The sequence below is a fragment of the Lysobacter sp. Soil_C_15 genome (assembly GCF_057657315.1).
Genome location: NZ_JBDGIR010000009.1, coordinates 21,512 through 46,167 on the forward strand (window position 1 = coordinate 21,512; position 24,656 = coordinate 46,167).

General features: G+C 70.7%; 19 protein-coding genes. 13 read left to right on the plus strand and 6 right to left on the minus strand.

Annotated elements, in window-relative coordinates:
• Positions 1-77: 77 nt before the first annotated feature.
• The 6 genes from map to dapE all read left to right on the plus strand — a co-directional run bounded on the left by map (position 78) and on the right by dapE (position 6,458).
• Entirely contained in the window at positions 78-854 is a 777-nt protein-coding gene (map, locus tag AC3A57_RS18850) for a type I methionyl aminopeptidase (RefSeq protein WP_487580321.1), read from the plus strand.
• Complete coding sequence (glnD, locus tag AC3A57_RS18855) at positions 851-3,496, plus strand: [protein-PII] uridylyltransferase (protein ID WP_487580322.1); 2,646 nt, start codon at positions 851-853, stop codon at positions 3,494-3,496. The genes map and glnD overlap by 4 nt, the downstream gene beginning before the upstream one ends.
• A complete protein-coding gene (gene dapD / locus AC3A57_RS18860) occupies positions 3,493-4,398 on the plus strand; it encodes a 2,3,4,5-tetrahydropyridine-2,6-dicarboxylate N-succinyltransferase (RefSeq protein ID WP_487580323.1) in 906 nt (301 codons plus the stop codon). The genes glnD and dapD overlap by 4 nt, the downstream gene beginning before the upstream one ends.
• A gap of 74 nt (positions 4,399-4,472) precedes the next feature.
• Positions 4,473-4,871 (plus strand): hypothetical protein, encoded by a 399-nt coding sequence (locus tag AC3A57_RS18865; RefSeq protein ID WP_487580324.1) that lies wholly within the window; start codon positions 4,473-4,475, stop codon positions 4,869-4,871.
• Between the two features lie 76 nt (positions 4,872-4,947).
• On the plus strand, positions 4,948-5,307 hold the full coding sequence (locus tag AC3A57_RS18870; protein WP_487580325.1) for a Spx/MgsR family RNA polymerase-binding regulatory protein: 360 nt from the start codon (positions 4,948-4,950) through the stop codon (positions 5,305-5,307).
• Positions 5,304-6,458, plus strand: a complete 1,155-nt coding sequence (dapE, locus tag AC3A57_RS18875) for a succinyl-diaminopimelate desuccinylase (protein WP_487580326.1) — start codon at positions 5,304-5,306, stop codon at positions 6,456-6,458. The genes AC3A57_RS18870 and dapE overlap by 4 nt, the downstream gene beginning before the upstream one ends.
• A 182-nt stretch (positions 6,459-6,640) precedes the next feature.
• Here the strand turns inward: dapE and AC3A57_RS18880 are convergent, their stop codons facing one another.
• A complete protein-coding gene (locus AC3A57_RS18880; protein ID WP_487580327.1) occupies positions 6,641-9,058 on the minus strand; it encodes a penicillin acylase family protein in 2,418 nt (805 codons plus the stop codon).
• 215 nt (positions 9,059-9,273) lie between these two features.
• Here AC3A57_RS18880 and AC3A57_RS18885 point away from each other — a divergent pair, with 215 nt between their 5' ends.
• Positions 9,274-9,396, plus strand: a complete 123-nt coding sequence (locus AC3A57_RS18885) for a hypothetical protein (protein WP_487580328.1) — start codon at positions 9,274-9,276, stop codon at positions 9,394-9,396.
• A gap of 129 nt (positions 9,397-9,525) precedes the next feature.
• On the plus strand, positions 9,526-11,211 hold the full coding sequence (asnB, locus tag AC3A57_RS18890) for an asparagine synthase B (RefSeq protein ID WP_487580329.1): 1,686 nt from the start codon (positions 9,526-9,528) through the stop codon (positions 11,209-11,211).
• Positions 11,212-11,290: 79 nt separating this feature from the next.
• Here asnB and AC3A57_RS18895 read toward each other — a convergent pair whose 3' ends face one another.
• Entirely contained in the window at positions 11,291-11,761 is a 471-nt protein-coding gene (locus AC3A57_RS18895) for a hypothetical protein (RefSeq protein WP_487580330.1), read from the minus strand.
• Positions 11,762-12,082: 321 nt separating this feature from the next.
• A complete protein-coding gene (locus tag AC3A57_RS18900; protein WP_487580331.1) occupies positions 12,083-13,249 on the minus strand; it encodes a polysaccharide deacetylase family protein in 1,167 nt (388 codons plus the stop codon).
• Positions 13,250-13,412: 163 nt separating this feature from the next.
• On the opposite strand from AC3A57_RS18900, the gene AC3A57_RS18905 reads away from it, so the two are divergent.
• On the plus strand, positions 13,413-15,233 hold the full coding sequence (locus AC3A57_RS18905; RefSeq protein WP_487580332.1) for a monovalent cation:proton antiporter-2 (CPA2) family protein: 1,821 nt from the start codon (positions 13,413-13,415) through the stop codon (positions 15,231-15,233).
• Here the strand turns inward: AC3A57_RS18905 and AC3A57_RS18910 are convergent.
• Positions 15,230-16,162 carry a TolB family protein gene (locus tag AC3A57_RS18910; RefSeq protein ID WP_487580333.1) on the minus strand — a complete coding sequence of 311 codons (933 nt, stop codon included), beginning with the start codon at positions 16,160-16,162 and terminating at the stop codon, positions 15,230-15,232. The two genes, AC3A57_RS18905 and AC3A57_RS18910, sit on opposite strands and share 4 nt — an antisense overlap.
• Positions 16,159-16,797, minus strand: coding sequence for a CGNR zinc finger domain-containing protein (locus tag AC3A57_RS18915; protein WP_487580334.1), 639 nt, complete (start codon positions 16,795-16,797; stop codon positions 16,159-16,161). Before AC3A57_RS18915 ends, AC3A57_RS18910 begins: the two co-directional genes overlap by 4 nt.
• A gap of 304 nt (positions 16,798-17,101) precedes the next feature.
• Between AC3A57_RS18915 and AC3A57_RS18920 the strand changes: the two genes are divergently transcribed.
• The gene (locus AC3A57_RS18920; protein ID WP_487580335.1) at positions 17,102-18,046 is read left to right on the plus strand and encodes an MBL fold metallo-hydrolase; all 945 of its coding nucleotides are present in this window, start codon (positions 17,102-17,104) and stop codon (positions 18,044-18,046) included.
• A 385-nt stretch (positions 18,047-18,431) separates the two neighbouring features.
• Here the strand turns inward: AC3A57_RS18920 and AC3A57_RS18925 are convergent, their stop codons facing one another.
• The gene (locus AC3A57_RS18925; RefSeq protein WP_487580336.1) at positions 18,432-19,805 is read right to left on the minus strand and encodes a trypsin-like serine peptidase; all 1,374 of its coding nucleotides are present in this window, start codon (positions 19,803-19,805) and stop codon (positions 18,432-18,434) included.
• A gap of 351 nt (positions 19,806-20,156) precedes the next feature.
• Here AC3A57_RS18925 and rnr point away from each other — a divergent pair, with 351 nt between their 5' ends.
• From rnr to sugE, 3 genes are all read left to right on the plus strand, one after another.
• Positions 20,157-22,592 (plus strand): ribonuclease R, encoded by a 2,436-nt coding sequence (rnr, locus tag AC3A57_RS18930; protein WP_487580337.1) that lies wholly within the window; start codon positions 20,157-20,159, stop codon positions 22,590-22,592.
• Between the two features lie 405 nt (positions 22,593-22,997).
• Positions 22,998-23,753, plus strand: coding sequence for a 23S rRNA (guanosine(2251)-2'-O)-methyltransferase RlmB (gene rlmB / locus AC3A57_RS18935; RefSeq protein WP_221673221.1), 756 nt, complete (start codon positions 22,998-23,000; stop codon positions 23,751-23,753).
• 567 nt (positions 23,754-24,320) lie between these two features.
• Complete coding sequence (gene sugE / locus AC3A57_RS18940) at positions 24,321-24,632, plus strand: quaternary ammonium compound efflux SMR transporter SugE (RefSeq protein ID WP_221673220.1); 312 nt, start codon at positions 24,321-24,323, stop codon at positions 24,630-24,632.
• Positions 24,633-24,656: the final 24 nt, after the last annotated feature.

The window sequence follows — 24,656 nt, forward strand, 5'->3', positions numbered from 1 at the left end:
CGGCGGCACGCTGCGTCGCGGCCGTGACGGTCCGCGAACCGTGATGGCCGGGGCGTTAATAGGCGATAATCCCAGCCATGGCCTACACCCTCAAAACCCCCGAAGAGATCGAGAAGATGCGCGTCGCCGGCCGACTGGCCGCCGAGGTCCTGCAAGTGGTCGCCCCGCACGTGAAGCCTGGCGTGAGCACCGGCGAACTGGACCGCATCTGCAACGAACATATCGTCAACGTGCAGAAGGCGATTCCCGCCAACGTCGGTTACAAGGGCTTCCCCAAGACCGTCTGCACCTCGGTCAACAACGTCATCTGCCACGGCATCCCCAGCGACGGCAAGATCCTCAAGGACGGCGACATCGTCAATATCGACGTCACCGTGATCAAGGACGGCTGGCACGGCGACACCAGCCGGATGTACTACGTCGGCACGCCGTCGGTCATGGCCAAGCGCCTGGTCGAGGTGACCCGCGAGGCGATGTTCCGCGCCATCCGCATCGTCAGGCCCGGCATCACCCTGGGCGACATCGGCCACGTCATCCAGACCTATGCCGAGTCCGAGCGCTTCAGCGTGGTCCGCGACTACTGCGGCCACGGCATCGGCCGGGTCTACCACGAAGACCCACAGGTCCTGCACGTCGGCCAGCCCGGCGCCGGGCTCAAGCTGGTGCCCGGGATGACCTTCACCATCGAGCCGATGATCAACGAAGGCACCTATCGGCATAAGACCCTGCCGGACGGCTGGACCGTGGTCACCAAGGACCGCAAGCTGTCGGCGCAGTGGGAGCACACCGTTGCGGTGACCGAAGACGGCGTCGAAATCCTGACCCGCGTGCCCGGCGACGACAACGACCTATGACCGCACCCGTCGCGGCCGACGACGCCGCGCCCGAGGCCGGCACTGCGGCGGCGATCCGCGCGGCCCTGGCCGCGGTCGACGCCGCCTTGGCCGAACGTTTCGACCGCGACGGCGACGCCGACATCGACCGCTTGCTGCGCGCCCGTGCCGACGCGGTCGACGCGCAGGTGCGCGCCGCCTGGCAGCGTCACCTGGGTAGCGGCGCGGACTTGGCGCTGTTCGCGGTCGGCGGCTACGGCCGCGGCGAACTGTTCCCGCAATCGGACATCGACCTGCTGGTGCTGGCCGAGCCCGAGGCCCAGGCGGCCCGGGCCGAAGCGCTGGGCGAGTTTTTCGCCGCGCTGTGGGATGCCGGCCTGCCGGTCGGCCACGCGGTGCGTTCGGCCGCGCAGTGCACCGAGGCCGCGGCCGACCTGACCGTGGCCACGGCGATGCTGGAAGCGCGCCCGATCGCCGCCGACGCGGTCGCGCAGATGGCCCTGCAGGCGGCGATCTCGCCTTCGCAGGTGTGGCCGGCGCGCGATTTCTTCCTCGCCAAGCGCGAGGAACTGCGCCAGCGCCACGCCCGCTACGGCGACACCGCCGACAACCTCGAGCCCAACCTCAAGGAAGGGCCGGGCGGCATGCGCGACGTGCAGACCCTGCACTGGATGGCGCTGCGCATCATCGGCACCGCCGACCTGGAATCGCTGCTGTCGATCGGCCAGCTCGGCCCCGACGAACTGTCGACCCTGGAGCGCGAGCGCCGCGCCCTGTCGCGCCTGCGCTTCGGCCTGCACCTGGTCGCGCGCAAGCGCGAAGAGCGGCTGCGCTTCGATTACCAGAAACTGCTCGCGCAGCGCCTGGGCCATGTCGACCATGCCGACAGCCTGGCGGTCGAGCAGATGATGCAGGGCTTCTACCGCAGCGCCGCGCTGGTGCTGCGGATCGGCGAGCGCCTGCTGCAGCGCTTCGAGGAGCAGATCGAGGGCGAGGCCCAGCCGCAGCCGCTGGAAACGCCGTACGAGGCCTTCGAACTGCGCCGCGATTACATCGCCGCCAGCCAGCCGGAGTGGCCGCGCGACGCGCACGAGATATTCGCCCTGTTCGCGGCCTGGGCCGCGCACGACCGCATTCGCGGCCTGCACTCGCAGACCGCGCGCGCGCTGGCCGAGGCGCTGTCCAAGGTGCCCAGCTTCGATCGCGCCGAGCCGGCGCTGCGCGAGCGCTTCCTCAAGCTGCTGCGCGGCCCGCACCCGGTGCACGCGCTGGAGCGCATGGCCCGGCTGGGCGTGCTCGGGCGCTGGATTCCGGCGTTCTCGAAAGTCTCCGGGCGGATGCAGTTCGACCTGTTCCATGTCTACACGGTCGACCAGCACACCCTGGCGGTGCTGCGCAACCTGGCCCGCTTCGCTTCCGGCGTGGCCGACGAGCGCTTCAGCATCGCCCACGAAGTCTGGCCGCGCCTGCGCAAGCCGGAACTGCTGCTGCTGGCCGGGCTGTTCCACGACATCGCCAAGGGCCGCGGCGGCGACCATTCCGAACTCGGCGCCGAGGACGCGCGCACGTTCGGCGCCGCCATGGGCCTGAGCGAGTCGGACACCGCGCTGATCGAATGGCTGGTGCGCCATCACCTGCTGATGTCGGTGACCGCGCAGAAGCAGGACATCGCCGACCCGGAAGTGATCCACCGCTTCTCGGCCAAGGTCGCCGACCGCGAGCACCTGGACCATCTCTACCTGCTGACCTGCGCCGACATCGCCGGCACGTCGCCCAAGCTGTGGAACGCGTGGAAGGACCGGCTGCTGGCCGACCTGTACACCGCGACCCGGCTGGCGCTGCGGCGCGGGCTGGAACATCCGGTCGCCGGCGCCGAGCGCGCGGCGGAAACGCGCGAGGCGGCGCAGGCCATGCTGGCCGCTTTCGGCGCCCGCGACGAGGAAATCGCCGCGTTGTTCGCGCGCATGCCGCAGATCGCCTTCCAGCGCGGCCGTCCCGACCAGATCGCCTGGCAGGCGGCTTCGCTGCGCGGGGTCGCGCTCGGCGACACCCGGGTGCGCGCGCGGCCGGTCAGCGCCCACGGCGGCGCGCATGCCGGCGCGCTGGAAGTGTTCGTGCATTCGCCCGACCGCGACGGACTGTTCGCGGCGATCGTCGCCACCCTGGACCGGCTCGGCCTGGCGATCCAGCAGGCGCGCGTGCTCGACGGCCCGAACGGGGCGATCTTCGACACCTTCGAAGTGGTGCCGACCGATCCGCGCCAACCGCCGACCGCCGAAGACGTGGAGCGCCGCCTGGAGTCGGCCCTGGCCGGCGAGCTGGAGCGGATCCAGCCGGCGCGGCGCGCCCAGCCGCGCCACCTGCGCCACTTCCGCATCGCCCCGCAGATCGAGTTTTCCGATTACCGCAAGCACGAGGGCGCGGCGCCGGCGCGGACCACGCTGAGCCTGGTCTGCACCGACCGGCCGGGGCTGCTGGCCGACGTCGCCCAGGCCCTGCGCAAACAGCGCCTGCGCGTGTACGACGCGCGCATCGCCACCTTCGGCGAACGCGCCGAGGACGTGTTCCAGATCACCGACGGGCGCGACCGCGCGCTCGACGAAACGCAACAGCAGGCCCTGCGCGACGCGTTGCTGGCCTGCCTCGAAGGAGACAGTCGATGAGCCCCCCCGCCAAGAAGACCACCAAGAAGGCCGCGAAGAAGACGGCCAAGAAGAGCCACGAAGCGCCGGGCGCCGACGAGCTGAAGTTCATGATCGACAGCGCCTTCGAACGGCGCACGATGCTGACCCCGGACGAGATCGAAGGCTCGACGCGGCCGACCGTGGAACGGGTGATCGCCGGCCTGGAGCAGGGCGAGTTCCGCGTCGCCGAGCCCGACGGCGCCGGCGGCTGGAAGGTCAACGAATGGTTGAAGAAGGCGGTGCTGCTGTATTTCCGGGTCAACGACATGCAGGTGGTCGAGGCCGATCCGGCGCCGTTCTGGGACAAGGTGCCGGCGCGCTTCGAAGGCTACGGCGAAAGCGATTTCCGCAAGCTCGGCGCGCGCGTCGTGCCCGGCGCGATCGCCCGTCGCGGCGCCTATATCGGCAAGGACGTGGTGCTGATGCCGAGCTTCGTCAACATCGGCGCCCACGTCGGCGAAGGCACCATGGTCGATACCTGGGCCACGGTCGGTTCCTGCGCCCAGATCGGCAAGCACTGCCACCTGTCCGGCGGCGCCGGCATCGGCGGCGTGCTCGAACCGCTGCAGGCCTCGCCGACCATCATCGAGGACCACTGCTTCATCGGCGCGCGTTCGGAAGTGGTAGAAGGCTTCGTGGTCGGCCATCACAGCGTGATCGGCATGGGCGTGTTCCTGGGCCAGAGCACCCGGGTCTACAACCGCGCCACCGGCGAGATTTCCTACGGCTACGTGCCGCCGTACAGCGTGGTGGTGTCCGGCCAGTTGCCGGCCAAGGACGGTTCGCACTCGCTGTACTGCGCGGTGATCGTCAAGCAGGTCGACGCCAAGACGATGTCCAAGACCAGCATCAACGAGTTGCTGCGCGGGCTGGCGGACTGAGCATGGGCTCGCCAGGTGCGTCCAGGATCTCGCATCCGTCGTTGACCCGGTGGGTGAAGCAGCCCTTTCCGGGTATGGCCCTGGCCGTGCTCGCGGCCTTGCTCGTGGGCGGGGTTTTTTCCCGCCCCTTGCCGCCGCTGAGCGTGCTGTTCGGGTTGGGCCTGGTCGCTTCGGCGGCGCTGATCCAGCGGTCGATGGCCCGCCATCTGGCCGATGAGGTCGTCGACGGCGGCGATCACCTGCTCGTACGTTCGAACGGCATCGAAGAAAAAATCATGCTGAGCGAGGTGGCGGCCATCCGGCGCGGCTTCGGCTTCAATCCCGAACGGCTGATCCTGACGCTGCGCCGTCCGGGCCGGCTGGGCGATACGATCGCGTTCATTCCCAAGGGTGTTCGATGGTTTCCCTACGTCGAGCATCCGCTGGCCTACGAGCTCAGGACCCGCGCGCAGTCGCTGCGACTGCGCCCCTGAGCCGACGCGCATTCGCCGGCCATCGCCTCGGCGCGCGCTGCGCGCTTGTTTTCAACGATCCAAAGGCTAGTCCGCCATGACCACCCTGTACGGCCTCAACAATTGCGACACCTGCAAGAAAGCCCGCAAGTGGCTCGACCGCTTCGGCGTCGCCCACAGCTTCGTCGACTACCGCGACCACCGGCAGAGCGCGGAAACGCTGATCGAATGGAAGAACCAGCTCGGCGGCTGGGACAGCCTGATCAACAAGTCTTCGACCACCTGGCGCACCCTGCCGCCGAACCGCAAGGAGCCGGCCTCGGATGCGGAGTGGAAGCTGTTGCTGAAGGAGTATCCGCAGCTGATCCGCCGGCCGGTGGTGGTCACCGACGACGGCAAGGTCAGCCAGGGCTTCAGCGACAACGGCTTCAAGCAGCGCTTCGGGATCGGCTCGTGAGCGCCGCCGCGCCCAGCGAAGTCCTGGCGCTGACCTGCGAACTGATTTCGCGCGCGTCGGTGACGCCGGCCGACCTGGGCTGCCAGGACTTGATCGCGCAGCGCCTGCAGCGCGCCGGCTTCGCCTGCGAGCATCTGCGTTACGGCGAGGTCGACAACCTGTGGGCGGCCCACGGCGCGGGCGAGGGCCCGACCCTGGTCCTGCTCGGCCACACCGACGTGGTGCCGTCGGGCCCGGCCGAGAGCTGGGCCAGCGACCCGTTCCGGCCCGAGATCCGCGACGGCGTGCTGTACGGCCGCGGCGCGGCCGACATGAAGGGCAGCGTGGCCGCGTTCGTGGTCGCGCTGGAACGTTTCGCCGCACGCCATCCCGGCCACCGCGGCCGGGTCGCCTTGCTGCTGACCTCGGACGAGGAAGGCGACGCCATCGACGGCGTGCGCAAGGTCGCCGAGACCTTCCGCGCCCGCGGCGAGCGCATCGACTGGTGCGTCACCGGCGAGCCTTCGTCTACGCGCACGCTCGGCGACCTGTTGCGGGTCGGCCGGCGCGGCACCCTGTCGGCGACGCTGAGCGTGATCGGCGTGCAGGGCCACGTGGCCTATCCGGACAAGGCGCGCAACCCGATCCACCAGGCCATGCCGGCGCTGTCGGAACTGGCCGCGCGGCGCTGGGACGAGGGCTACCAGACCTTCCCGCCGACCTCGCTGCAGATCAGCAACATCCACGCCGGCACCGGCGCCAACAACGTGATTCCGGGCGAACTGCAGGTGCTGTTCAACCTGCGCTATAACCCGAACTGGAACGCGCAGCGACTGGAGCGCGAGTGCGAACAGGTGCTGCAGGCGCACGGCCTGGAGTACCGGCTGCAGTGGTTCCGCGGCGGCGAGCCGTTCTACACCCCGGAAGGCCCGCTGCGCGCCGCGGCGCGCGAAGTACTGGCCCGTTTCGCCGGCGCCGCGCCGGAGGAAAGCACCGGCGGCGGCACCTCGGACGCGCGCTTCGTCGCGCCGCTGGGCGCGCAGTGCATCGAGATCGGCCCGGTCAACGCCAGTATCCACAAGGTCGACGAGAACGTCTCGGTGGCCGACCTGGAGGCCTTGCCGGAGCTGTACCTGGCGCTGATCGAGCGCTTGCTGGTCGAGAACGGCTGAGGCGGGCGCAGGCGCGCGATCGCTTCGTTGCGATCGCGCGGCGCACGGGCACGACGCGGGTGCCCCGTCGCGGCTCACGCCGCTCCTGCAAAAGACAGCCGCTCCCTCGCAGGAGCGGCGCCCCACCGGGATTTCTTTCGGTCACGAGCCGCCACCGCGATGTTGCCGATCGCGTCGGCCGCTCACTCGATCGGCCGCAACTCCAGCCTGTACTTCGCCGGCCCCGGCAGGAACGGCGTCGGCCGCCCGTGGACCCAATCGTCGTGGCCCGCGCCCCAGAACGGCGACAAGGGGTGTCCGCTCTGGCCGCCGGGCATGTGCACGATGCCGTCGGCTTCGTGGCCGGGCGAGACCACCATGCGCTCGGACGCGCCGAAGCTCGGCCGCTGCACCCGCGGCATCGCCGCATCGCCGGGCAATTGGTCCGGCGGCATGCACAGCGCACCGCGGGCGAAGCCGGGCAGGGCCGAGGCCAGCGGGTGGCAGATCGAGGCGGTGTTGTGCTCGCCCCAGGAGTGCCTGGCCAATTGCGCGGCCGCGTTCGGTCCCGACGGCACCTTGAGTTCGTCCAGCACGTCCTGCGCGGCATGCTCGAGCAGGCTGTCCCAGGAACGTTCGCTGCGCGGCAGCAGGTGCGCCGGGCGCTGGCTCAGCAGCGGCCAGATCACTCCTTCGAGCTGCTTGAGGTCGGGCATTTCGAACTGCGCGCCCAACGCCGCCTGCGCCGGCGCGGTCAGGCCGTTGGCGATGCGGATGAACACCGCGCGGCGCCAGTTGCGGACCATGCGGTAGCTGACCGAGCCGGGTTCGGCGCGGCCTTCCCAGCGCTGCGCCGCCTGCGCCAGCGCGGCCAATGCCGGCGAATCGCCGGCTTGCTGCGCGCGCCGGCCCTGGTCTTGCAGCAACCGCCACCAACGCTGCAGGAACAGCGCGCGGTCGTCGAGCTGGATCGCCAGCAGATCGCGTTCGTTGAAGCGTTGCTTGGCGAACAGGCCGTCGCGGATCTGGCCGGCGCGCGCGCCGAGCACATAGTCGCCCTGGCCGATGCGTTCCAGTTCCAGGCCGTCGAGCGTACGCGTGTTCGCGGTCCACAGACGCCCCGACGGCGGCGCCACCAGGTCCGGCGCGTCCGCGGTCTGGATCGTCCACGGCGGGCAGGTCGGCACCTGCAGGGGGCGGCCGTCGGTATCGGCGTTCTCGGCCAGCGCGTCGGTGGTGCACGAGCCCTCGCGTTCGGGAATCGGGCCGAGCAGGCGCCAGGCGATCTTGCCGGCGCGGTCGCCGACCACCAGGTTCTGCACCGGCATCGCCACGGTGCGAGCGATCCGTAGCGCCTGGTCGACCGAACCCGCGCGCTGCAGCTCGGCCAGGCCGAGGTTGAGTGCGCCGGGCAGATGCGCGCTCCAGCGCAGGGCCAATGCGCTGCCGTCGGCGTTGTCGTGCAGCAGCGGGCCCCAGGCGGTTTCGCGCACGATGAGTTTTTCCGGCGCGCGGCCGGCGACGGCGATGGTTTCCTCGTGCACGCGCAGGCCGGCGCAACTCGCGGGCGGGGCGCCGGCGGCGCAGCCGGGCTGCAGCGACCAGTCGGCCCAGTCGCCGTAGCTGTTGGTGAAAGCCCAGGCGACATGGCCGTTGCTGCCGACCACCACCGCCGGCAAGCCGGGCAGGGTGAAGCCGGAAACGTCGATACGGCCGTCCGGCGCGCCGGCATCCGGGTAGCGCAGGCGCGCGCGGAACCAGAGGTTGGGCGCGCGCAGGCCCAGGTGCATGTCGTCGGCGACGATCGCGCGGCGGTCCGCGGTCAGGCTGCCGGCGACGGCGAAGTTGTTGCTGCCGATCTCGTCGAGGAAGGGCAGGGGGATCAGCGTGGCCGAGGCCGGCGCGGGCAGCTTGCGCAGGTCCAGTTGCTCGGCGCTCGGCAGGACGGCATCGCCGAACGGCGCGCCGTACAGCGGCGCGTCCCAGCTGCTGCCGGGATTGGTCAGCAGGGCGAACAGGGGCGGCGGCACATGCGGCCGGATCCGCCACAGCGCCAGTTCGCGCGCGTTGTCGCCGCCCTGCAGGTCGAAGTACATCGCATAGCCGACCAGGGCCGAATCGGCCACGGTCCACGGCTCGGGCTCGCTGCGCAGCAGCAGATAAGGCCAGGGTTTGCGCGACAGCCCGCGCAGGCCGGCGTTGACGCCGTCGGCATAGGCCTGCAGCAGCGCCGCCTGCTCGCCGCTGAACTCGGCCAGATGCTGCTGCACCCGCGCGCGCAGGCGGTGCACGCGGTGGCGGCGGTCGAAGTCGAGCGCGCGTTCGCCGAACAGCGCCGACAACTCGCCGGCGGCGGTACGGCGCAACAGGTCCATCTCGAAATAGCGTTCCTGGGCATGGACGAAGCCGAGCGCGCGCACCGCGTCGGCCTGGGTCGCGGCGTCCACCGTGACCACGCCCAGCGCATCGCGTTCGAGCTTCGCCGGCGCGGACAGGCCGGCCAGGGCGAGTTCGCCGTCCAGGCGGGGCAGGCTGCCGCGCAGCAGCCACCAGGCCGCGACGGCGCCGATCAACGACAGGCACAACAGCGCGAGCAGAGCGCGCTTGATCCATTTGGCCATGGGGGTCCTCCGGGGGCGAGCTTAGCCTTTCTCGGGACTCGGGACTCGGGACTCGGGACTCGGGACTCGGGACTCGGCAATGGGACCGGACGGATCTCGTCGGAGTGCGAGAGCGCAGAGCTCGGTACGGGGACGGGCGTGCGGCGGGTCGCAGTCCCGGGCCTGGGCGGGTGGGGGCGCTTGCATCCGCGGCGATCCTCAAGCAGGATCGGCCCATGATCTTCCCGTCCGCCATCGCCGACCGCCGCTGCGCCGCTCGCGCCTGCGCGACCGTGGCCGACGTGCGCGCCAACAACAATAACCGCAATAACGCCAGCCTCCCGCGGGCCGGCGATTAGCGCGCGCGACACACGCTAAATCGCTCAGGAAGCCCGCACTGCGAAGTGCGGGCTTCTTGCGTTTCAGGCCCGCGAAACGCTTTCCCATCCCACCCCAACCGCCGCTCACCCCCTCCTGGAGATACCCCGATGTGCTCGATCCTCGGTCTGTTCGACCTGCGTCCCGGCGCCGACCTGCGTCCGCTGCGCCCGCTGGCGCTGTCCCTGTCGGCGCGCCAACGCCACCGCGGTCCGGATTGGTCCGGGGTCAGCGTCGAGCCGCGCGCAATCCTGGTCCACGAGCGCCTGGCCATCGTCGACCCCACCGGCGGCTCGCAGCCGCTGCGTTCGGCCGACGGCGAGCTGGCGCTGGCGGTGAACGGCGAGATCTACAACCATCGCGAACTCGAGCAGCAACTGGGCACGCCTTACGCGTTCCAGACCAAGTCCGACTGCGAGGTCATCAACGCCCTGTACCGCGAGGGCGGCGAGATCGGCGAGTGGGTCGGTCGGCTCAACGGCATCTTCGCCTTCGCCCTGTGGGATGCGGCGCGCGGCCGCTACGTGATTGCGCGCGATCCGATCGGAGTGTGTCCGCTGTACTGGGGCCACGACGCCGACGGCCGGTTGTGGGTGGCTTCGGAGATGAAGGCATTGGCGCGGCTGTGCGACGACGTCGCGCCGTTCCCGCCCGGGCACTACTACGACAGCGAAGTCGGGGTAGCGGTGAAGTACTACCGGCGGCCGTGGCGCGAGTACGAGGCGGTGCGCGGGGTCGAGGTCTCGTTGCAGGAACTGCGCGAGGCCTTCGAGCGCGCGGTGCACCGGCAGATGATGAGCGACGTGCCCTACGGCGTGCTGCTGTCCGGCGGCCTGGATTCCTCGCTGGTGGCGGCCTGCGCGGCCCGCTTCGCCCGGCGCCGGATCGAGGAAGACGATCAGGCCGAGGCCTGGTGGCCGCGCCTGCATTCCTTCGCCATCGGCCTGGAGGGCTCGCCCGACCTGGCCGCGGCGGAAATCGCCGCCAAGGCGCTGGGCACGGTGCACCACGGATTCACCTACACCTTCGAGGAAGGCCTGGACGCGCTGCCGGACGTGATCGCCCACATCGAGACCTACGACGTCACCACCATCCGCGCGTCCACGCCGATGTTCCTGCTGGCGCGGCGGATCAAGGCGATGGGGGTGAAGATGGTGCTGTCGGGCGAAGGTTCGGACGAGATCTTCGGCGGCTATCTGTACTTCCACAAGGCGCCGAACGCGCGCGAATTCCATGAGGAACTGGTGCGCAAGCTCGACGCGCTGCACAGCTACGACTGCCTGCGCGCGAACAAGTCGATGATGGCCTGGGGCGTGGAGCCGCGGGTGCCGTTCCTGGACGTGGAATTCCTCGACGTGGCGATGCGCATGGACGCGCAGGCCAAGATGGTCGACAAGCCGGCCGGACGGATCGAGAAGGCGATCCTGCGCGAGGCCTTCGAAGGCTACCTGCCCAAGGAAATCCTGTGGCGGCAGAAGGAGCAGTTCAGCGACGGCGTCGGTTACGGCTGGATCGATGGTCTCAAGGCGCACGCCGAGGCCCAGGTCGGCGACCGCGAGTTCGCCGCGGCGGCGGTGCGTTTTCCGATCAACACGCCGCAGACCAAGGAAGCCTACTACTACCGCAGCATTTTCGAACGCAATTTCCCCGGCGAGGCCTGCGCGCAGACCGTGCCGGGCGGCAAGTCCATCGCCTGTTCGTCGCCGGCGGCGATCGCCTGGGATGCGGCCTTCGCCAATGCCGCCGACCCGTCCGGACGAGCGGTGGCGGGCGTGCACCAGGCCGCGTTGGTTTGAACGGGAAAGCATCGGGCGCCTTGCTGGCGCCCGATGCGAGAGCGATACGGTACCCGCATCGCTGCGGGCGCCGCGCCGATCAGGTGCCGCAGCGCGGCCAGCTGACGGTCAGGGTCTTGATGTCGGAGCCGCCGTTCGGACAGGCGACTTCGACGATCGCTTTGCCGGTCAGTTCGCAGGTCGAGCTGCGGAACACGCTCAATCCCTTGCGCGCCGGCGTGCCCGGGAAGCTGTAGGTGCCGTCCAGCGACTGCGAGTCGGTGGTCACCGGGACGCCGTCGTGGCTGCGGCCGGAGACCTGGGCGGTGACGATGTACCAGGCCGGGTTCGGCGCCGGCGGGCTGAAGCCCTGGCGCACGCTGGCCTTGGCGACCACGGTGGCGGTGCTGCCGCTGTTGCCGAAATCCAGCCACAGGTCGGCGGTGTAGGCGCCGCAGATGTTGACGTGGCTTTCGGTGTCCGGCGGCGGCGTGGCGGCCGAGGCCAGCGGCGCGGCGAGCATGAGCAGGGCGGTGGCGGCGAAAGCCGCGAGCGAGCGACGATTCTTCATACGCAGTTCCTTGCGTGATAGTGGGTATGCGCGCGGAAGCGGCGGCGAGTCCCCGTTGCCGTCGCTTCCTTCGCGGTCCGAGCCGGCGCGCCTGGAGCGGCGGGCCGATGCGCATTCTGGGCGATGGCCGACGCAGCGAATGCGACGTTTTGACGGCCGCGCGACAGTTCTAAAAACTGGTTCGGCGTCCAGCGGAACCGTCGCAGCGGGCGCAGTTTCGTCGCGTTTTTCGGCATCCAGGCAGCTCGCGCGCAAGCGTCGCGCAGCGACCGCGGGGCCCAGTTGCGCGGCCGACTGCGCCGGCGCGGCGGACCGCCGTGCTCAACCCGCAGCGGCGGGATAGCGCTTGCAGTCCACCCACTCCACCCCGGCGCCGCGGGTCTGCCGCAGCAGCCACGGCAGCGCCTGGCGGGCCTTGTCGTGCACGTCGTGGAACAGGATCGTGCCGCGCCGCCACAGCAGCATCAGGCTGAGCAAGCGCTGGCCGACCGCATCGGCCGAGACCTTGGCGTTCCAGTCCTGGCTGTCGATGTTCCACAAGGCCACGCGCAGTCCCTGGGCGCGGAAGAAGGCGCCGCTGTCGGCCGGGCGTTGGCCGTAGGGCGGACGGAACAGCGGCACGTAACCGTTGCCGACGCGCTGGGCGACCAGCGCGCTGCTGCGCGTCACCGAGTCCTGCCATTGCGGCCAGCGCGCATGCGACTGGTGCTGCCAGCCGTGCGAGGCCACGCACATGCCGGCGTAGAGTCGGCCGGCATCGTCGCCGCGCCGTTGCAGCGATTCGCCGAGGACGAAGAAGGTGCCCTGCAGGCGCAGCTCGCGCAGGCTGCGCAACAGCCGGTCGGTGTTGCCGCCGGGCGCGGTCGGGCCGTCGTCGAAACTGAGCAGGAAACGGCGGTCGCCGAGCTCGCTGCCGTCGGACTCGACCTCGGAATAGGTGTCGATCTCGCTGCTGACCCGGGGGAACAGCGCCGCCAGGCGCAGCTGCTCGTCCAGGTAGATGCGATGAAAGCGCGCCGCATCGGCGTGCCAGGCCGCGTAGGCCGGATCCGGCGCGGCCTGGAAGCGCAGCGCCAGGCCGCGCAGCGCGATGGCATCGTCGGCGGGGGCGCAGAAGGGCTCCTGACGGGCGCAGGAACGCAGCGCTTGGCGATAGCCCGCGGCCAGGCGTCGCCAGAAGCGGCCGCGGATGCGCTCCAGAGCCGGCCGGTCGATCCGCTTCAGGCCCAGGCGCGCGCGCAAGGCCTCGTCGTCCAGGGTTTCGCTGAGCGCGAGTTGGCGGGCGAAAGCTAGGATCTCGGCGCGCGAGGCGCGGTCGAACGCGGCCGGGGAGTTCAGCGGCTGCGGCCAGGCGCTGCGATCGGAGGCGGCGATGTTGGCCGGCCCCGCGGCGCGTGCCGGCGATGCGGCCGTCAATGCCGCCGCGGCGAGCGCGCCGGCGGCGAACGGTACGACGGCCAGAGCCAGGGCGCGCGCGCGGCGGAGCATGATCGAGTCCTTCGATGACGGTCGGCAGGCGGCGATCATAGCAACGCGGCGACGGCGGGCGCCCGGCTTCAGACCGCACCGGCGCGCCTGCTAGGCTGTCGCGACGGAGCGCGCTGCGGCGCGGCTGCGACCGATACGATCCAAACGCAAGCGAGGTGGGACCATGGCGGCCGAAGCGCAGGGCAGCGAACTGGTGAAGGTGGTGGTGCTGCTCGCCGCCGGGGTGGTCGCGGTGCCGATCTTCAAGCGCATCGGCCTGGGTTCGGTGCTCGGCTATCTGGCCGCGGGCCTGGCGATCGGGCCGTTCGGCCTGGGCTTGTTCGCCGAATCGCAGGCGATCCTGCACGTGGCCGAACTCGGCGTGGTGATGTTCCTGTTCCTGATCGGTCTGGAGATGCGGCCCACGCACCTGTGGAGCCTGCGGCGCGAGATCTTCGGCCTGGGCAGCGCGCAGATCCTGGTCTGCTCGGCGGCGATGACCGGGGTCGGGCTGCTGTTCGGTTTCCCGCCGGTGGTGGCCTTCATCGGTGCGATGGGTTTCGTCCTGACTTCGACCGCGATCGTGATGCAGATCCTCGGCGAGCGCGGCGACCTGGCCTTGCCGCGCGGCCAGCGCATCGTCTCGATCCTGTTGTTCGAGGACCTGCTGATCGTGCCGCTGCTGGCCCTGGTCGCGCTGATGGCGCCGGCCGATGCGGTCGCCGACGGCGCGGCGCGTTCGCGCTGGGCCGACATCGGCATCGCCCTGGCCGCGCTGGCGACCCTGCTCGCCGCCGGCATCTGGCTGCTGAACCCGCTGTTCCGGCTGCTGGCCGCGGCCAAGGCGCGCGAGGTCATGACCGCGGCCGCGTTGCTGGTGGTGCTGGGCGCCGCGCTGTTGATGCAGATCGGCGGGTTGTCGATGGCGATGGGCGCGTTCCTGGCCGGGGTGCTGCTGTCGGAGTCGACCTTCCGCCACCAGCTCGAGGCCGACGTCGAACCTTTCCGCGGCATCCTGCTCGGCCTGTTCTTCCTCAGCGTGGGCATGTCGCTGGACCTGCGCGTGGTGGCGTCGAACTGGCCGTTGATCGTCGGCGGAGTGCTGGTGCTGATGCTGACCAAGGCGGCGTGCATCTACGCGGTCGCGCGGCTGCTGAAGGCCTGCCACACCGAAGCGCTGGACCGCGCGGTGCTGATGGCGCAGGGCGGCGAGTTCGCCTTCGTGCTGTTCTCGGCCGCGGTCGGCGCGCGCCTGCTCGACGCGCAGACCGGCGCCAACCTGACCGCGATCGTGGTCCTGTCGATGGCGCTGACTCCGATCGCGATCCTGCTGCTGCGCCGGCTGGCGCCGAAGGCGGCGCTGTCGCTGGAAGGGGTGGACGAGCCCAACGGTCTCAGCGGCAGCGTGCTGCTGGTCGGCTTCGGCCGCTTCGGCCAGGTGGTCTGCCAATCGCTGCTCGCGCGCGGGGTCGAGGTCTCGATCATCGACACCGACGTGGAGATGATCCAGAGCGCGCAGAGCTTCGGCTTCAAGGTCTACTACGGCGACGGCACCCGCCTGGACGTGCTGCACGCCTCCGGCGCCGGCAGCGCGCAGCTGATCGCGATCTGCATCGACGACCGCGCCGCGGCGACGACCACGGTGCAACTGGTGCGGCACCAGTTCCCGCAGGCCAAGGTGCTGGCGCGCAGCTTCGACCGCGAACACGCGCTGGAACTGGTCAACGCCGGGGTCGACCTGCAGATCCGCGAGACGTTCGAATCGGCGATGCGCTTCGGCGAGGCGGCGCTGGTCGAACTCGGCGTGCCGGCCGACGAAGCCGGCGAGGTGGTCGCCGACATCCGCCGTCGCGACGCCGAACGCTTCGAACTGGAACTGGTCGGCGGCACCCGCGCCGGCGTGCCTTTGCTGTACGGCAATATGCAGCAGACCCCGCTGATCGCGCCCAAGCCGCGCGCCGGCGCGGCCGGCGCCGAAGCGCCGGCGGCCGGCACGGCGAGCTAGTCGCGGCCCTCGCGCGGCCGCGCCGGCGCCGCGCCGCAGGCCGGCGGCCAGCGGCGGTCCGGTGCCTCGACCAGGTCGAGCAGGAACAGTTCGCCCGAGCGTTCGCCGTCGGCCTGGGCGAACAGCAGCCGGTCGCCGGCCGGCGACAGCAGCGGGCCGACCTGGAACACGTCCTCGCGCGCGGGCAGGCGACCGCGCTCGCGCCACACGCCGCGCTCGCGCTCGAACCGATACAGGTGCGAGCGGTCGCCGCGATCGATCACCGCGACCAGGCGGCGGCCGTCGCTCGAGACGTCGGCTTCGTATTCGTTGGCGGCGCTGCTCAGCGGCGGGCCGAGGTTGGCCACCGTCCAGCGCCCGCCGGCATCGGCCCGAGCGAGATACAGATCTCCCTGGCCGTGGCCGCCGTCGCGGCTGGAACCGAAATACAGCCCGCCGTCGCCGGTCGGCCGCGGCAACAGCTCCGAGGCCGGCGAGTTGACCGGCGCCGGCAGGCGTCGCGGCGCCGACCAACCGTCGCGGCCGCGGCGCTCGACCACGTAGATGTCCAGGTCCTCGCGGCGCGGGTCGTGGCGCGAGGAGACGAAGTACAGCCGGCGGCCGTCGGGGCTGAAGGCCGGGTCGGCGTCGACCCCGGCTTCGGCGCTGGCGAACGGCGGTGGTCGCGGCGGCGACCAGCGGCCGCGCTCGCAGCGCGATCCCAGCAGCCGCCAGCGGGCGAAATTGCGGTCGCTGCGCATGAACACGATTTCGTCGCCGTCCGGGCTGAAGCTCGGCGAAGATTCGTAGCCGTCGCTGGCCAGGGCCGGCGGGGTCCAGCGTACCGGCGCGGGCGCCGCGCCCGAAGCTGCGGCGGCGAGCGGCAGGCACAGGGCGAGCACGTACACGGCCCGCAGGCCGCCGCGCGGCCGGATGCGTGGAGCGGTCATGACGAGCGATCCCAGTCGGCGTCGCGATGGCGCTGCTGGAAACGCCGCGCCTTGGCGACGTTGCCGCAAGTGGCCATGTCGCACCAGCGGCGGCGGCCGTTCTTCGAGGTGTCGACGAACACCCAGCCGCAGTCGCGGCCGTCGCAGATCCGCAGTCGGTCGATGCGCGGGTCCTTGAGCAGGTCGATCGCATAGGCGGTGATCACGTGCGCGATCAAATCCAGCCCGGAACGTTGCGGCGACCACTGCGTGCGCAGCCGGCCGCGGTCGGACACCAACTGCGCGGCGCGCGACGCGTCGAGGCGGGCGCGGTCGATGGCGTCCAGCGCGCTCGGCGCGGGCGCGCGTCCGCCGGCCAGCGCATACAGGGCTTCGCACAAGGCCTCGCGCAGTTGCTTGCAGCGGCTCAGCGCCGCCGCGGCCTGGGCGGGCGATTCGCGCCGCAGCGCGTCCAGCCGGCCCAGATCGGACTCGGCGAAGGCGCCGCTGCGCGCGGCCCAGTCGAGCAGGGCGGGGTAGCCGTCGAGCCAGTCGCGCGGTTCGCTGTCGCGCGCGGTGACGGTGTTGACCAGATCCAGGGCCGGATCGCCGCCGACCAGGTCGGCCGGGCGGAAGTCGTGGGGTTCCAGGCGCATAGGCGTCCCTCGTCGATGCGGGCAGGGTAGATCGCGCGCTTGTAACCTGCAATGACAATTTTAAAGGTTTTAAGCCCGGTGCGGCCTTGAGCCGCCGCAGGCGCGATCGGAACGGGATATGGCTGTTATACGCAACAGATAATCGACTGGTGCGCCATTTTTAGCGCCGTTTTGGTCAACTATTCTGCCGGGCATGCCGCAGCCGACCGGGCCGGCCGGCCCGCCTCACGCGTCCGGCGTGCCGGCATCGGTATACCGGCCCAGCCGCGCCGCTTCGCCCGTCCGACCTTCATGAGGCCCTGCCATGTCCCGAACCCATCTGTTTCTCGCCCTCGCCGCCGCCGGCCTGAGCCTGGGCCTGATCGCCTGCCAACGCGAAGCCGCGCCCGCCGCAGCGCCGGCGTCGACCGCCGCCGCGCCCGCGCCGGTCGCCGCCGTGGCGGCGCCGCTCAAGACCGAGGTCTACAACCCTGGCGAGAAAGGCCTGTTCCAGGTCGCCTCGGTGCTGGTCGTCGGCGCCAAGGACGCGGTGCTGATCGACGCCCAGTTCTCCGCCGCCGATGCGCGCCGACTGGTCGAGCGGATCCAGGCCTCGGGCAAGCGCTTGAGCGCGATCTACATCAGCCACGGCGACCCGGACTACTACTTCGGCCTGGACACCCTGCACGAGGCCTTCCCCGAAGCCGAAATCCTCGCCACCGCGCCTACGGTCGAGCACATCCGCAGCACCCAGGCCGGCAAGCTGGCCTACTGGGGCCCCAAGCTCGGCGCCGACGCGCCCAAGCGCATCGTGGTGCCGCAGGTGCTGCAGGGCGACCGGATCGAGCTGGAAGGGCAGAGCCTGCAGATCGTCGGCCTGGACGGCCCCAGCCCGGACCGCAGCTTCGTCTGGATCCCGTCGATCCGCACCGTCGCCGGCGGCGTGCCGGTGGTCGCCGGCGAGCATCTGTTCATGGCCGACACACAGACGCCGAAATCGCATCAGGACTGGCTGGCGACCCTGGCCAGGATCGAATCGCTGCAGCCGCAGACGGTGATCCCCGGCCACTTCGCGCCCGGCTCGGCGCAGACCCTGGATGCGGTGCGTTTCAGCGCCGACTACATCCGCGCCTTCGACGAGGAGGCGGCCAAGGCCAAGGACGCCAAGGGCCTGATCGCGGCCTTGAAGCAACGCTATCCGCAGCTCGGCGGCGAGCTGTCGCTGGAGATCAGCGCCAAGGTCGCCAAGGGCGAGATGCCCTGGCCCTGAGCCGTCGTTCGCGACGCGTCGACGCATCGCACGGCCGCTGCTTGCGCAGCGGCCGTTTGGTTTTCCTCGGCGGCGGCAGGGCCGCTGCCTGCAGGAGCGGCGTGCCACGGGGACTTCCTCCGGTCATGAGCCGCGACAACCGACGCGGTGCGATTCCACGACCGCATCCGAAGCCGCGAATCGTCGGGCGTCTTCCGAGCCGACTCCAGTTGCCCCGCGGCTTCGGCCGGCGCCGCTTGCGTACGTCGCTGCGGCTGTCGCGGCTTGCGCCGCTCCTACAAGAGCGGCGCGATGGGCGGCCGTCGCGGTTCGTGACTGGGCCAACCCGCTCCTGCAGGGGGGCTGCGATGCGCCGTCCGCCGCGCGGCGGACGGCGCAAGGCCGATCACGGGTTGAAGTAGCTCGACACGCTCGAATAGATGTCCGAGAAGCGCGAGTAGTAGTCCGGATCGCGCGGCGCGCTGCAATAGGAGTAGCCGCCGTAGAGGCCGCCGCGCAGCTGGTAGCCGCCGCTGCCGGTGACGGTGAACAGGCCCGAGCCCGAGGAGCCGCCTTCGGTGACGCCGGTGTTCCAGACCACGCGATACAGCGGCGACTTGCCGTCGATCGAGGTCGACAGGCCGGTCACCGAGCCCAGCGAGTATTTCTTGACGTCGCCGGCCGGGTGGTGGATGCCTTCGATCGCGGTGCCGGTGGCGCCGATCGCCGCGCTCGACCAGCCGGCGTACACGGCGCCGGCCGGCGGCGCGCTCTTCAGCTCCAGCAGGGCGGTGTCGCGGGTGGTGTTGGCGTGGCGCAGGTAGGCGCCGCCGCTGAGCGTGGTGTAGGCCGGGTTGACCGTGCTGCCGCCGCAGGTGGTGACGTCGTAGAACCAGTAGGTCTGCAGCGAATTGGCCACGGTCTGGTTGCTGATGCAGTGCGCGGCGGTCCAGAACAGGCGCTTTTTCGGCGAGTGGTTGTTGTTGAGCAGGGTGCCGGTGCACAGGTAGGTGCCGCCGCCGCTGGTGAAGGTCATGCGCGCGACCGACTTGGCGGTGGAAACGAAGCCCGACGGCGGGCTGGTGCGGCAGACGATGTCCTTCTCGCAATAGTCGCTTTCGCCTACCAGGGCCTGGAACTCGCGTTCGCTGGCGACCGGGCTGACGTCCAGGTGCGAGAGCTGCGGCACTTTCAGGCGCAGGCCGTCGCGGCGGACGCCCTTGGGCAGCACGATTTCCACGGTCAGGGTGTCGCCGGCGACCAGCGGCGACCAGCCGACCGCGTTGCCGGCGAACTCGGCGCCGCGCGCGGCGAACACCCGGCCATCGTTGCCGGCGAAATGCAGCACCGCCGAGGCCGCTCCGACGCCGCGCAGGGACAGGCCGGCGCGCAGCGCCACCGCGGTTTCCGAACGCAGTTCCAGGCGCGCCGCCTGGCCGCCGTCGGCCAGCGGCTGCCAGGCCAGGGTGCGCAGGTCGATGTCGCTGCGGGCGATGTCGCGGGCGAAGCCGATTTCCAGCGGCTGGCCGTGCTTGTCCTGCTGCACGCGGCGCTGCTTCAGCGCCGAGCGTTCCAGGTCGGTCGGGCGGACCAGGCTGATCGGACGCACCGCGCCGGCCTTGGCCGGAACGGCGAATTCGGCTGCGCCCATGGCGCCGGCCGAGGGAGTTTCGACGACCGGCGCCGAATCCATTTCGGCCGTCGCGGGCCCGGCGGCGTGGGCCGAGGCGGCGGACAGGCCGGCGAGCAGCGCGAGGCAAAGCGCGTTGTTGCGGATCATCGTGCGTTTCCTTGGAAGTCTGAGGGGAGGTCGGCGAGGCAGCCGCCGGTCCGCGCGGGCGGCGGACGTGGCGACCCTAAGCCGCGCCGGAGGCGGTTTTTGTGCGGTGGTCGGGGCTTCGCGCAAGCGCCGCCAGCGCAAGCGGGCAGGGGAAAATCGCCGCCCGCGATCTGTGCGCGGCTTTGCATATCGGCGTGCCTCGTCACGCGGCGCTGGCGCGGCTTTTACGTTTTGCTAAACGTGCTTTGACGCGGCGCAACGCGAGGGCGGCGCGCAACCGTGCGTCGGAAGGGGCGGGCCGTCGGGCCCGTCCAGACGCTGCGTTCATGGCGATGTGCGACCATAGCGGCCATGACCAAAAAACCGAAGAGCAAGAAGACCGGAAATACCGGCGGCAAGACCTCCTCACGCACCACCGCCGGCAAGCCCGCCGCCCCGCGCAGCCGCAAGAACGCGCCGCCGCGCCCGGCCTGGCTGCCGGAGAATCTCCAGCACGGGCCGGCCAAGAGCCCGCGCAAGAAGTCCGCGGCCCCGGCCGCCGCAGGCGACGCGCCGGCCTACCACGACCCCTACGCCGAGCGCGAAGCGATGCGCTACGCGCAGCCGATCGCCAGCCGCGAACTGATCCTGCAGACCCTGATCGCGGCCGACGGCCCGGTCACCGCCGAGGACCTGGCGCAGCGCCTGCAGCTGACCGAACCCGAGCGCGCCGAAGCGCTGGCCAAACGCCTGGGCGCGATGCTGCGCGACGGCCAGTTGCTGCAGAACCGCAAGGGCGAGTTCGCCCCCGTGGCGCAGATGGATCTGATCCCTGGGGTGGTGATCGCCAACCCCGACGGCTTCGGCTTCCTGCGCCCGGAGGCCGGCGGCGACGATCTGTTCCTGCCGCCGTTCGAGATGCGCAAGGCCATGCACGGCGACCGGGTGCTGGTCAGCGTGACCGGCGTCGACCGGCGCGGCCGCCGCGAAGGCGCGATCGTCGAAGTGCTGGAGCGGCGCCTCAACCGCCTGATCGGCCGCTTCACCCTCGAGCAGGGCATCAGCTACGTAGTGCCCGACGACCGCCGCATCCAGCGCAATGTGCAGATTCCGCCGGACGCGCGGATGGACGCGCACAACGGCCAGTTGGTGGTGTGCGAACTGGTCCAGGCGCCCGATCCCAAGCGCCCGCCGATCGGCCGCGTGCTGGCCGTGCTCGGCGACAAGCTGACCGCCTCGCTGGCGGTGCAGGCGGCGATCCACGGCCACGAAATTCCCGACCAGTTCCCGCAGGCCACGCTGGACGAAGCCGCCGCGGTGCCGTTGACGGTGCCCGAGTCGGTCGCCGCCAGCCGGGTCGACCTGCGCGCGATGCCGCTGGTGACCATCGACGGCGAGGACGCCAAGGACTTCGACGACGCGGTGTATTGCGAAAGCAACCGCAACGGCTTCCGCCTGGTGGTGGCGATCGCCGACGTCTCGCATTACGTGCGTCCGGGCACGCCGCTGGACGAAGAGGCGCAGAAGCGCGCGACCTCGGTGTACTTCCCCGGCTTCGTCGTGCCGATGCTGCCGGAGACCCTGTCCAACGGCATCTGTTCGCTGAACCCGAAGGTCGACCGGCTGTGCTTCGTCTGCGACATGCAGATCGATCGCGAGGGCCAGGTCGGCGAGTCCCGGTTCTACGAAGCGGTGATGAATTCGCATGCCCGACTGACCTACACCCAGGTCTGGAACGCGGTCGGCGACGTGCCCGAAGAGGCCAAGGCCGAGGCGCAGGCGCAGATCGGCTCGCTGCTGCCGCATATCCAGCGCCTGCACCAGCTGTACCAGGTGCTGTCCAAGGCGCGCGCCAAGCGCGGCGCGATCGAGTTCGAATCCGGCGAAGTGCGCTTCGTGCTGGGCAAGGACGGCGAAGTGGTGCAGGCCGGCATGCTGCAGCGTAACGACGCGCACAAGCTGATCGAGGAGTGCATGATCGCCGCCAACGTGGAAGCGGCGAAGTACCTGATCGCGCAGCGGGTGCCGGCGCCGTTCCGCATCCACGACCGGCCGCCGGAGCAGAAGTACGCCGATCTGCAGGAATTCCTCAAGGAGTTCAAGCTGCGCATGCCGGCCTGGAACCAGGTCGAACCGCGCGATTTCACCGCGTTGCTCAAGAAGATCCGCGAGCGCGCCGACGCGGCGCTGATCGAGTCGGTGCTGCTGCGCAGCCAGAGTCTGGCGGTGTACGCGCCGGAGAACGTCGGCCATTTCGGCCTGGCGCTGGAGGCCTACGCCCACTTCACCTCGCCTATCCGCCGTTATCCCGACTTGCTGGTGCACCGCGCGATCAAGCACGCGCTGAGCGGCGTCAATCCGGCCGCCTACGAGTACTCGCCGCGGCAGATGGCGGCGCTTGCGCTGCAGTGCTCCGAGCGCGAACGCCGCGCCGACGAGGCCGAGCGCGAGGTCGACGAGCGCTACCGCGCGGCCTGGATGGAGCAGCATGTCGGTGGCCAGTTCGCCGGCGTCATCAGCGGCGTGACCAGCTTCGGCTTGTTCATCGAACTCGACGAGTCCAAGGTCAACGGCCTGGTCCACGTGACCCAGCTGCCGCACGACTACTATCACTTCGATCCGATCCGCAAAACCCTGCAGGGCGAGCGCACCGGCCGCGAGTTCCGGCTCGGCGACCGGGTCGACATCATCGTGCTCAAGGCCAGCGTCGAAGACCGCAAGATCGACTTCCGCCTGGTCGAGGAACGCGGCGTGAAGCCGCTGCCCCCGCGCGGCCAGCCGGCCAAGCGGGTCAAGCAGAAATACTAGGCGCCGCGCCGCAGCCCGGAGTCGCCGCTCCACTTGGCGCCTTGAACCATCGCCCCTTTAGCGCCTCGAACCATCGCCCCCTTTGACAAAGGGGGCAAGCGCCTTGCGCGAATCGATTTTCGCCGGGCCTGGCGGCGCGGGGGATTTGCTTTTGCTGCGAGGGCAAGCCGGAACTAGGCCAAGGGCCAAAGCCAAAGCCAAAGCCAAAGCCAAAGCAAATCCCCCCTGACCCCCCTTTTTCAAAGGGGGGGGAATGGCTTGGGACGGCAGCACGTCGCGGCGGGGACGACGCCGCGGACGCCGCAGCGGGGCCGCCACCGGCCCGATAGCCTAGAATTGCCCTCCGCCCCCGCCGCGCCGCCGTTCCCCGGCCGCCGCGCGGCCTCCCAGCCCCACGGAAGTCCCATGAGCCAGAAACAATGGATCGCCGGCATCAATGCCGTGTCCGCCGCGATCGAACACGATGCGCAGAACGTGCGCGAGGTCCTGATCGAAGCCGGGGCCAAGAACCCGCGTCTGGCCGAGATCGAGACCGCCGCGCGCCGCGCCGACATCGACGTGCGCCGGGTCGCGACCCAGGCTCTGGACGGCGTGGTCGGCGGCCTGCGCCATCAGGGCGTGGTGGCGCGCTATGCCGCGGCCAAGACCTGGAACGAGAACGAGCTGGAAGGCTTGATCGAATCCGCCGAAGGCCGCGCCCTGGTGCTGGTGCTGGACGGCGTGCAGGACCCGCACAACCTCGGCGCCTGCCTGCGCAGCGCCGCCGCCGCCGGCGCGACCGCGGTGATCATCCCCAAGGACAAGTCGGTGCAGGTCAACGCGACCGTGCGCAAGACCTCGGCCGGCGCAGCCGACAGCATCCCGGTGATTCCGGTGACCAACCTGGCGCGCGCGCTGCGCGACCTGCAGCAATTGGGCGTGTGGATCTACGGCCTGGCCGGCGAAGCCGAGGCCTCGTTGTACGCGATCGACCTGCGCGGCAACGTCGCCCTGGTGCTCGGCGGCGAAGCCGACGGTCTGCGCCGCCTGACCCGGGAGACCTGCGACCAACTGGTCAAGATCCCGATGCCGGGCGGCAACGCCGCCAGCGGCGTGGAAAGCCTGAACGTCTCGGTCGCCGCCGGCGTGACCCTGTTCGAAGCGGTGCGCCAGCGCGGCTGACCCGGACAGGCAGGCGCACGGCCGCGGAACCCGCGGCCGGCAGCGACGGCTGCGGAGGAACGAGTGCGGAGGAACCGGTAGGGAGTGGTCTGCTCCTGTGGCCGCTGCGTCCGCTCCTTCACAGCGCGCGTTCGCGCCAAGGGCTAGAAGCGTGGCCCCACAGGGATTTCCTTCGGTCACAGGCCGCGACCGCGGCAACCCGCCTGCGGCGCAGGCCCCGCTGGAGTTGCGTTGCGACCCGCGCAGACGCTTTTCCCGCGCCCCTGGTCCGTCTTCGCCCGGCCGCCGGCCGTGAGGCGAACAACGCATCGCAGTACGGCTGCGCGCGCCACTCGTTCCTCGTTCCTGCGCATTCGTTCCTCTGCGGCCCCAAGCGCGAAGCCGCATCCCCGTCTTCACGCGCCGTCGGCCTGTGTAACCCCCCGCTGACCCCGAGCTCGCGCCGGCGCTCCGTCCGCGCCGGGCGTCGATATACTGCGCCGCGATCCGGGACGACCCGGGTCCGCGCAGCCCGACAGCGGCGCGCGTTTCGTCAGGGGACGGCCCCATCTGCACGGGAGCTGCGTCATGCCCTGGATTTTGCTCGTTCTCGCCGGCCTGTTCGAAGTGGGTTGGGCGATCGGCCTGAAGTACACCGAAGGCTTCACCCGGCTGTGGCCGTCGGTCGGCACCGTCGCGGCGATGGCGATCAGCGTCGGCTTGCTCGGCCTGGCGATGAAGTCGCTGCCGGTCGGCACCGCTTACGCGATCTGGGTCGGCGTCGGCGCGGTCGGCACGGTGATTCTCGGCATCGTCCTGTTCAACGAACCGGCCAACGCCCTGCGCATCGGCAGCATGGCCCTGATCGTCGCCGGCCTGGTCGGTCTCAAGCTCGCCTGACCGGCCACGCCCGCGTCGCTGCGA